At 63.2% G+C, this 9,070-nt stretch carries 3 protein-coding genes; 1 reads left to right on the top strand and 2 read right to left on the bottom strand.

Annotated elements, in window-relative coordinates:
• Nucleotides 1–1,386: efflux transporter outer membrane subunit (locus A462_RS31875; protein ID WP_008430238.1), on the bottom strand; the 1,386-nt coding region annotated here is incomplete at its 3' end.
• Nucleotides 1,386–2,180 (bottom strand): helix-turn-helix transcriptional regulator, encoded by a 795-nt coding sequence (locus A462_RS31880; RefSeq protein WP_008430236.1) that lies wholly within the window; start codon nt 2,178–2,180, stop codon nt 1,386–1,388. The genes A462_RS31875 and A462_RS31880, both read right to left, overlap by 1 nt.
• A gap of 486 nt (nt 2,181–2,666) precedes the next feature.
• Between A462_RS31880 and A462_RS31885 the strand changes: the two genes are divergently transcribed.
• Nucleotides 2,667–8,948: a non-ribosomal peptide synthetase gene (locus tag A462_RS31885; protein ID WP_008430235.1), complete on the top strand. Its 6,282-nt coding sequence runs from the start codon at nt 2,667–2,669 to the stop codon at nt 8,946–8,948.
• Nucleotides 8,949–9,070: the final 122 nt, after the last annotated feature.

Raw genomic sequence — 9,070 nt, 5'->3', positions numbered from 1 at the left:
AGAATCACCCTCCCACCCCCCACCCAACGCCGTATACAAATTCACCTCCGCCACCAACTGCGCCAACCGATCAACAATCAACGCCTGCTGCGAACTGAACAACGACCGCTGCGCATCCAGAAACACCAGATTACTGTCCACCCCACTGCGATACCGGTGCTGAGCCAGGTCGTAATACGTCTGGTTGGCCCGAACAAAATCCCGCTGCGCCGCCAGTTGCTCGTTATACGTTTGACGCGCCGCCAGCCCGTCCGAGACTTCCTGGAACGCGGTCTGAATCGACTTCTCATACTGCGCGACATAAATGTTCTTCTGAATCTTCGCGTAATCCAGGCTGGCCCGCAGGCTGCCCGCATTGAAGATCGGCAGATTGATCTGCGGCTGGAACCCCCAACTCCCCGAGCCCCCCTGGAACAATCCCGACAGATCCTTACTCGAGGTGCCCGCGTTGGCCGTCAGCGTAACCGAAGGAAAAAACGCCGCCCGCGCCGCGCCAATATTCGCGTTGGCCGCCTGAAGCTGATACTCGGCCTGCACAATATCCGGCCGCCGTTGCAGCAGGTCCGACGGCAATCCGGCCGGCACCCGGGCTACCAGGTCGTCGGACAGCGGCTGTGCCGGCAAAGAATCCGGCACCGGCCCACCCACCAGCAACGCCAGGCTGTTGAGGTCCTGGGCCACCTGCCGCTGGTAGCGCGCAATGCTTGCCCGGGTACTTTCGACGCTGGTCTGGGCCTGGATCACATCGATCGACGTCGCCTTGCCCGCCGTTTTACTGCGCGACGTCAGGCGCAGGCTGTGCTCGTCCGAGGCCAGCGTCTGCCGGGCCAGGGCCAGCAGTTCCTGGTCGGCGCGCCAGGTCAGGTAAGCGTTGGCGACGTTGGCCACCAGGCTCAGTTGCGCGCTGCGCCGAGCTTCTTCAGTGGCCAGGTATTGCAGCATCGCCTGCTCACTGAGGCTGCGTACACGGCCGAAAAAATCCAGCTCGTAGGCGCTGACGCCCAATGTCGCCGAATAGGTAGAGGTGATCGCAGACTTGCCGGTGGTAGTGGCGCGCCGCGGGACTTTCTGGCGGTTTTCGGCACCCGTGGCAGACACCGCCGGGAACAGGTCGGCACGCTGGATGCGGTACTGCGCCTGGAACGCTTCGACATTCAGCGCCGCCACCCGCAGGTCACGGTTATTCACCAGGGCCTGGCCAATCAACTGCCGCATCACCGGGTCACGGAACAACTGTTGCCAGTCAGGCCCGGAGGCCGATGGCCCCACCCGGTCCGCGTTATACACCGGGAAGTGCGCCGGGGTCGGTGCCTCGGGCCGCTGATAGTCCGGGATCAACGAACACCCGCCAAGCACACACGCCACGCCGAGCATCAGTTTTTTCATCACGCGCCAACCATCCATTTGGCCAGGCCATGCCGGCCACTCACGCCCAGTTTGGCCGCCGCGCGCTTGAGGTAGGTTTCGATGGAGCTGTTTTTCACGCTGAGTTTCTCGGCCATCTGCGGTACGGTTCCGCCGGTCAACAACCCCAGGCAAACCTCCTGTTCCCGCGCCGATAAGGTGATGTCACTGAGTGACAGGCGTTTATAGAATTCGCGCTGCAATTGCGACTGCTCCAACGGAGTTTTAGAGGGCTCGGGCGCTACCGGCGGGGCCTGTCGATTGATCTGCGCGTGGCGCTCGATCAACGGCAGCAAGGTTTCCGAAAGGCTCTTGAGAAACGACAGCTGCGCCAGGGAAAAGGCGCGTTGGGTGTGGGGCCGGTAGAACGAAATCACGCAGCGCCGATTGGCCTGGCGCGATACCAGGTTGCACTGATGGGAGGTGCCGCGGGTGTGGGTGCTGTCGGCCTTGGCATTCATCTGGATCAACAGCGGGTCGTTCATGCCGAGCATTTTTTTCAGCAGCGGATGATCGTCGCGGTGATGCAGGGTGCGCGGTGGCGGCAGGTCCTGCTTCAACCCGTCGCTGCCAAGTAACTTGATATCGAGCACGCAGGCCTGGTGCTCGTCGAGGGTCCATTCACTGAGGTCCACCAAGTGAACCGGTACCAGCTTGTTGACCAGTTGCAGCATGTTCGCTGCGAAGTGTTCAGTGCCGGTGCTTGAAATCAACTCTCCCAACTCGAAATAAAAATGCGGATTTTCCATATTCCGAATACTGCTGGTCAGACTCATAGCCATCTCATCCTTGATGTCGAAAACCGTCAACGGTTGCCCGTACGTGTGCAGGCCTCCCGTTCTCCTTGAACCTGGGTCGGTGCTCGAGGCTTCATTTAGCCACGTGGATTTGTCCTACGTATGTAGCGGAAACGAGGGACACAACCTGCCATAAAAAGCGCGCCATTATTTCGTCATTTCCGACAGGGATATAGGCTGAAGCTGCAGGGTAAAAGGATTTTAGAGTTTGTTAACTAGTTGATATAAAACATATTTACTCAATTTTCTCGACATGCCCGGCTATATGGCATCGGCCAGATGTAGCCAATCTCCTACATCCATTTAATCGTTTCAGCACTGAACCATCAGCCAACCCCGGCGCGGTACCCAGGCTGTCCGGGTTTCGGGTGACATACGGCCCTCCGGGGCGATGCTTAAATCCCGTTGATTTCGCCTCAATGGGGCGTTGTGCGCCTTATCGACACCTCACATGAGAAGGATCTTATGACGTATTTCCCCCTGACCGCCGCCCAGCGGGATATCTGGCTCGACCAACTGCGCCTCGGTGACTCGCCGCTGTACAACATCGGGGGTTATATCGAACTCACGGGCACCGTGAATCCCGCATTGATCCAGCGAGCCATCGAGCACCTGGTGGCCAAGCACGACGCATTGCGTACGGTGTTGCAAGTGGCGGCCGATGGCTTGCCACGGCAGGCGTTTGCCGAGGCCATGGCGGTATCGGTGCCGCAGCATGACGTCTCGCGCCAGCCGGATCCCCGCGCGGCCGCCGAGGCCTTGTTGCAGGCGCAGATGGCGCGAACCTATGCGCTGGTCGACGAGCCGTTGTTCCGCTTCTTCCTGGTCAAGCTCGATGACCAGCATTACCGCCTCGGCACCCAGGCTCACCACCTGATTCTCGATGGCTGGGGCTTTGGCCAGATGCTGCAATCCCTTGCAGGTATCTACAGCGCCCTGGAGCAGGGCCGGCAGCCGGACCTGTCGGCGCCGTCCTATATCGACTTCATCGACAACGATGAACGCTATCGCGAGTCGGCCCGTTACGCCCGGGACCGCAGCTACTGGCTGGACAAATACCAGGCGCTGCCAGAGCCGCTGCTGACGCGCCGTTACCAGGCCAAGGGCGAGGCACCGAGCAACACCCTGGTAGCACCGTTTCCGGCGGCGCTGCTCAATCGCATGGCGCGGGTGGCGAACCATTACCAGGCGTCGGCGTTCCATGTGTTATTGGCGGCGATGTACCTGTACTTCAGCCGCACCGGCCAGCGCCAGGAGTGGGTGGTGGGGCTGCCGATACTCAACCGTTCCAATGCACGCTTTCGTTCGACCCTGGGGCTGTTCACCCAGGTCAGTGCCGTGCGCTTGCAGTTCCGCGACGACCTGCCTTTCAGCGCCCTGGTGCGTGGCGTGCGCGACCAGCTCCAGCAGGATTTTCGGCATCAACGTTTCCCGCTGAGCGAGATGAATCGCGAGCTGGGTTTGCTGCGCGTCGACCGCGGCCAACTGTTCGACCTGTCGGTGTCCTATGAGCAGGACGACCATGAATTTCGCTACGGCCAGGCGTCGGCCCGGGCAATCAAGGTGTCCAACCACCATGAGCCGTTGCCGCTGGCGATTCACTTGCGCAGCAATCGCTACCACGACACGGCGTGCCTGCACTGCGTCTACAACGAGGCGTACTTCCAGGTACACGAGGTGCAGGCCCTGGCTGATCGCCTGGTGTATGTGCTGGAGCAGGGGCTGGAAAACACCGCGTTGCCCCTGGCTGACTTCTCGCTGATAACGCCCGAGGAAACCGCGCAGTTGCAACGCTGGAACGCCACCGCCCAGGCCTATCCCGCAGCGCAAACCCTGCATGGGCGCGTCGAGGCCCAGGCCGCGGTGACCCCGCATGCGGTGGCGGCGGTGTATCAGGGGCAGCGATTGACGTATGACCAATTGAATCAACGGGCCAATGCCCTGGCGCGGCAGCTATTGGTGCTGGGGGTAAAGCCCGACGACCGTGTGGCGATCGTCGCCCGGCGCGGCCTGGAGACGCTGGTGGGCTTGCTGGGGATTCTCAAGTCCGGCGCCTGTTATGTCCCGGTGGACCCGGCCCATCCTGCCGAGCGCCTGCACTACCTGCTCGATGACAGCGCGCCGGTGGCGGTGCTGACGCAGACGGATTTGCTCGAGCGTCTACCGGTATTGAGCGTGCCGGTCATCAATCTGGATCACGCCACGGCGCAGTTGGCGCGCAACCCGCAAGTGGCGATGACACCCGCCAACCTCGCTTATGTGATCTACACCTCGGGCTCCACCGGCCTGCCCAAGGGCGTGATGGTGGAGCACCACACCGTGGCCAACCTGGTGGACTGGCATTGCCAGGCCTTCGATTTGCACGCGGGCAGCCATACCGCCAGCGTTGCCGGTTTCGGGTTTGACGCCATGGCCTGGGAGGTCTGGCCAGCGCTGTGCGTGGGCGCGACCTTGCACTTGCCGCCGGCCCACGACGGCGCCGAAGACATCGACGCGCTGCTGGCCTGGTGGCGCGCGCAACCACTGGACGTATGCTTCCTGCCCACGCCGGTGGCCGAGTATGCGTTCAGCCAGAATATCGAACACCCGACTTTGCGCACGCTGCTGATTGGTGGCGACCGCCTGCGCCAGTTCAACCAGGCGCGCAGTTTCACGGTGATCAACAACTACGGTCCCACTGAAGCCACCGTGGTTGCCACCTCGGGCCTCGTTGAGGCCGGGCAGGCGCTGCACATCGGCAAACCCATCGCGAATGCCGCGGTCTACCTGCTGGATGAGCAACAGCGGCCGGTGCCCATCGGTACTGCAGGCGAGTTGTACGTCGGCGGGAAAGGCGTGGCGCGGGGCTATTTGAACCGCCCGGACATGACCGCAGAGCGCTTCCTTGATGACCCATTCAACCCAGGCCGCATGTACCGCACCGGCGACCTGGCGCGTTGGCTGCCGGATGGGAATATTGAATATTTGGGCCGCAACGACGACCAGGTAAAAATTCGCGGCGTGCGTATCGAGCCGGGGGAAATCGAGTCCGCCCTGGCGGCTTATGAAGGGGTCACCGAAGCGGTGGTGCTGGTACGCGAGGGGCAGCTGTTGGCCTGGTTCACCGAGCATGCGCCGGTAGCGATTGAAGCGCTTCGCGCCCATCTTAAATCACGCTTGCCGGATTACATGGTGCCGCAGGCCTACGTAAAGCTGGACGCGCTGCCCCTGACGGCCAACGGCAAACTCGACCGCAAGGCCTTGCCGGCACCCGGTGCCGATGCATTTATCAGTCGAATTTACGAAGCCCCCGAAGGGCCTACGGAAATCGCCCTGGCGCAGATCTGGGCCGATGTGCTGCACGTCGAGCGGGTGGGGCGGCATGACCATTTCTTCGAGTTGGGCGGCCATTCGCTGTTGGCGGTCCAGTTGGTGCAGCACATGCGCCAGGTCGGGTTGCAGGCCGACGTGCAGGTGCTGTTCGGCCAGCCGACCCTGGCCGCACTGGCGGCAGCGGTTGGCCAGGGCACCGTGCTTGATGTGCCGGCCAACCGTGTTCCGGCGGGTTGCCAATTGATTACTCCGGACCTGCTGGCGCTGGCCGAACTGGACCCGCCGACGATAGAACGCATCGTCGCCGCGATCCCCGGCGGCGCCGCCAATGTGCAGGAGATCTACCCGCTGGCGCCGTTGCAGGAAGGCCTGCTGTATCACCACATCACCGACGAGCGCGATCCGTACCAGCAACACGCGATGTTCAGCTTTGCCCGCCGTGAACAGCTGGAAGCGTTCGCCCAGGCGCTGCAACAGGTGATCGACCGCCATGACATCCTGCGCACCAGCCTGGCGTGGGATGCCCTCGAACAACCGATGCAAGTGGTGTGGCGCAAGGCGATTCTGGACGTGCAACCGGTGGCCCTCCAGGGGGACTCAATTCTCGAACAACTGCGCGAACGCCAGCGGCCACTGGACTTGCGCAAGGCGCCGCTGATGGCCCTGGATTACGCCGAAGACCGGCAGAACCGCCGTTGGGTGGGCATGCTGCGTTTCCATCACCTGGTGAACGACGCCACATCGACGCAAGTACTGATGGCGGAAATCCAGGCTCATCTGCTTGGCCAGCAACAGCAATTGCCGGCGCCGGTGCCCTATCGCAACGTGGTCGCCCAGGCCCGGTCAGCGGAACGCCAGGCCGGGCACGAAGCGTTCTTTCGCGAGCGGCTGGCGGATGTCGACGAGCCGACCCTGGCCTTCGGTTTACAGGAACGCCAGGCGGATCGCCGTGACACCGAGGAAGCCGACGTGCTGCTTCCCGACGCACTCGGCCAGTTGTTGCGCGAGCAGGCCCGCACCTTGGGTGTCAGCGCGGCGAGCCTGTTTCATCTGGCGTGGGCCCAGGTACTGGGTCGCGTCTCGGGCCGTGACGATGTGGTGTTCGGTACGGTTCTGCTGGGACGCCTGCAGGCCGGTGAGGGCGCGGACCGTGCCCTGGGCATGTTCATCAACACCTTGCCACTGCGGGTACGCCTGGCCGGGGTGACGGTGCGCGAGGCGATCAGGCAGACGCAGCAGCAACTCAGCGCCTTGCTCGCCCACGAGCAAGCGTCCCTGGCGTTGGCCCAGCGTTGCAGCGGCGTCACACCGCTGTTCAACAGCCTGCTGAATTACCGGCATGTCTCGGTCGAGGCACTCGAGGTGCTGCAGCCCGGCATCGAATTGCTGAGCAGCGAAGACATCCTCAGCTACCCACTGATGCTGACGGTGGACGACCTGGCCAGCGGTTTCCGGCTCAAGGCCAAGGCGCCCCGCAAGGTCGGTGCCCAGCGCCTGCTGGACTACCTTGGCACGGTGCTGGCGGGATTGGTGGAGACGCCCGAGGCGCCGCTGTTCGATGTGCAGGTGCTGCCCGCGACCGAACTGCAACAGCAACTGGTGGACTTCAACGCCAGCGAAACCGACTACCCCGAGGACCAGACCGTCCACGCCCTGTTCGAAGCCCATGCCCGGCACACACCTCACGCGGTGGCGGTGCAGGCCGGTGAGCAGCAACTGACTTACCGCCAGCTCAACGAGCGCGCCAACCGCCTGGCCTATCACCTGCGCGAGCGCGGCGTGCAGCCGGATTCGCGGGTCGCCTTGTGTGTCGAGCGCGGGTTGGACCTGGTGGTGGGCTTGCTGGCCATCCTCAAGGCGGGGGGCGCCTATGTACCGTTGGACCCGGGCTACCCTCGCGAGCGTCTCGCCTACATGCTGCAAGACAGCGCGCCGGTCGCCTTGCTGGTACACGGCGCGACCCGGGATTTGCCGGGGGAGGTGTCGATACCGGTGATCGACCTCGACCACGGCGCCTGGCAGCAGGCGCCTGAAGGCAACCCGCGAGTGCCGGGGCTGAGCGTACGCAACCTGGCGTACGTGATGTACACCTCCGGCTCCACCGGCACGCCCAAGGGCGTGATGATCGAGCATCGGGGCCTGGGCAACCTGATGCACTGGGGCTCGCAACTGTGCCCGAATGCCGAGGGTGGCGCGTTGTTGCAGCGGGCGCCGTTCAGTTTTGACGGTTCGGTGTGGGAGCTGTTCTGGCCGCTGACCAATGGCATGCGCCTGGTCCTGGCGCGTCCCGATGGGCACCGTGAACCGGCGTACCTGGCGCAGGTGATTCGTGAGCAACAGGTCAGCGTGATCAAGTTTGTGCCGGCGATGTTGCAGCAGTTTCTGGAGCTGGAGGAGTCTGCGCTTTGTACCAGCCTTACCGACGTTTTATGCGGTGGTGGGGAGCTGACAGAGGCCTTGGCCCGTGGGGTTCAGGCGCGATTGCCCAAGGTGCGCTTGCATAACGTCTACGGACCGACCGAGGCGACGGTGGACAGCAGTGCCTGGACGCTGGAGCCGGGTGCGCCGGTGCCGGGGTTGCAGTTGCCGATTGGGCGGGCCATCAGTAATACCCGGCTTTACGTATTGGATGAGCATGATCGGCCGGTGCCGCTGGGGTGCAGTGGGCAGTTGCATATCGGCGGGGTGGGCGTGGCTCGCGGGTATCTGGGGTTGGAGCAGATGACGGCGGAGCGGTTTATCGATAGCCCGTTTGTGGCGGGGGATCGGTTGTATCGCACGGGGGATCTGGTGCGGTATTTGCCGGACGGGAACCTGGAGTTTCTGGGGCGCAATGACTTTCAGGTGAAGCTGCGCGGGGTTCGGCTGGAGCTGGGGGAGGTTGAGGCGCGGTTGGGTGCGCATCCTGCGTTGCGGGAGGTGGCGGTGTTGATTCGGGATGAGCGGTTGGTGGCGTATTTCACTGTTCGTGATGCGGTGCCGGGGCTTGAGGCGTTGCGCAGTTACATGGTGGAGGGGTTGCCTGAGTACATGGTGCCTTCGGCGTTTGTGCGGGTGGAGGTGTGGCCGCTTAATCCGGCGGGGAAGCTGGATCGCAAGGGGTTGCCGGAGCCTGGGGTGGAGGCGGTGTTGAGTCGCGCCTATGAACCGCCTCAGGGGGAGGTGGAGACGGTGATTGCTGGGGTTTGGGCGCAGGTGCTGAAGCTGGATCGGGTGGGGCGTCAGGATCACTTTTTTGAGTTGGGAGGGCATTCGTTGTTGGCCGTGGGGGTGGTGGCGCGGATGCGTAAGGCGGGGTTGGAGGTGGATGCGCGCTCGTTGTTCAGTCAGCCGACGGTGGTGGGGTTGGCGGGGGTGGTTGGGAGGCGGGTGGAGCGGGTGGAGGTGGTGCCTGCTTTGGGGATTCCGCAGTTGGGGCGTAGACGCAGGATTTGAGTGGTGGTGTGGTGTGGTGTGCATATCCGTTTCTTCGGTAACGGCCACCTATGGTTCCGCTCTTACAGCGGCTCACTTTGGAAAAGCCCCAAAGTAAGCAAAGGGCTCTGCCCCGCCTGTCG

The organism is Pseudomonas sp. Ag1, from assembly GCF_000278565.1.
Taxonomy (GTDB): Bacteria; Pseudomonadota; Gammaproteobacteria; order Pseudomonadales; family Pseudomonadaceae; genus Aquipseudomonas.
The sequence above is the reverse complement of the archived record's forward strand: the minus strand, read 5'-3'. Positions and strand labels throughout refer to the sequence as shown.

Bases quoted from the DNA above. Each gene is read 5' to 3' on its own strand.
- A462_RS31885 (WP_008430235.1), top strand. From the start codon at position 2,667: ATGACGTATTTCCCCCTGACCGCCGCCCAGCGGGATATCTGGCTCGAC.
- A462_RS31880 (WP_008430236.1), bottom strand. From the start codon at position 2,180: ATGAGTCTGACCAGCAGTATTCGGAATATGGAAAATCCGCATTTTTAT.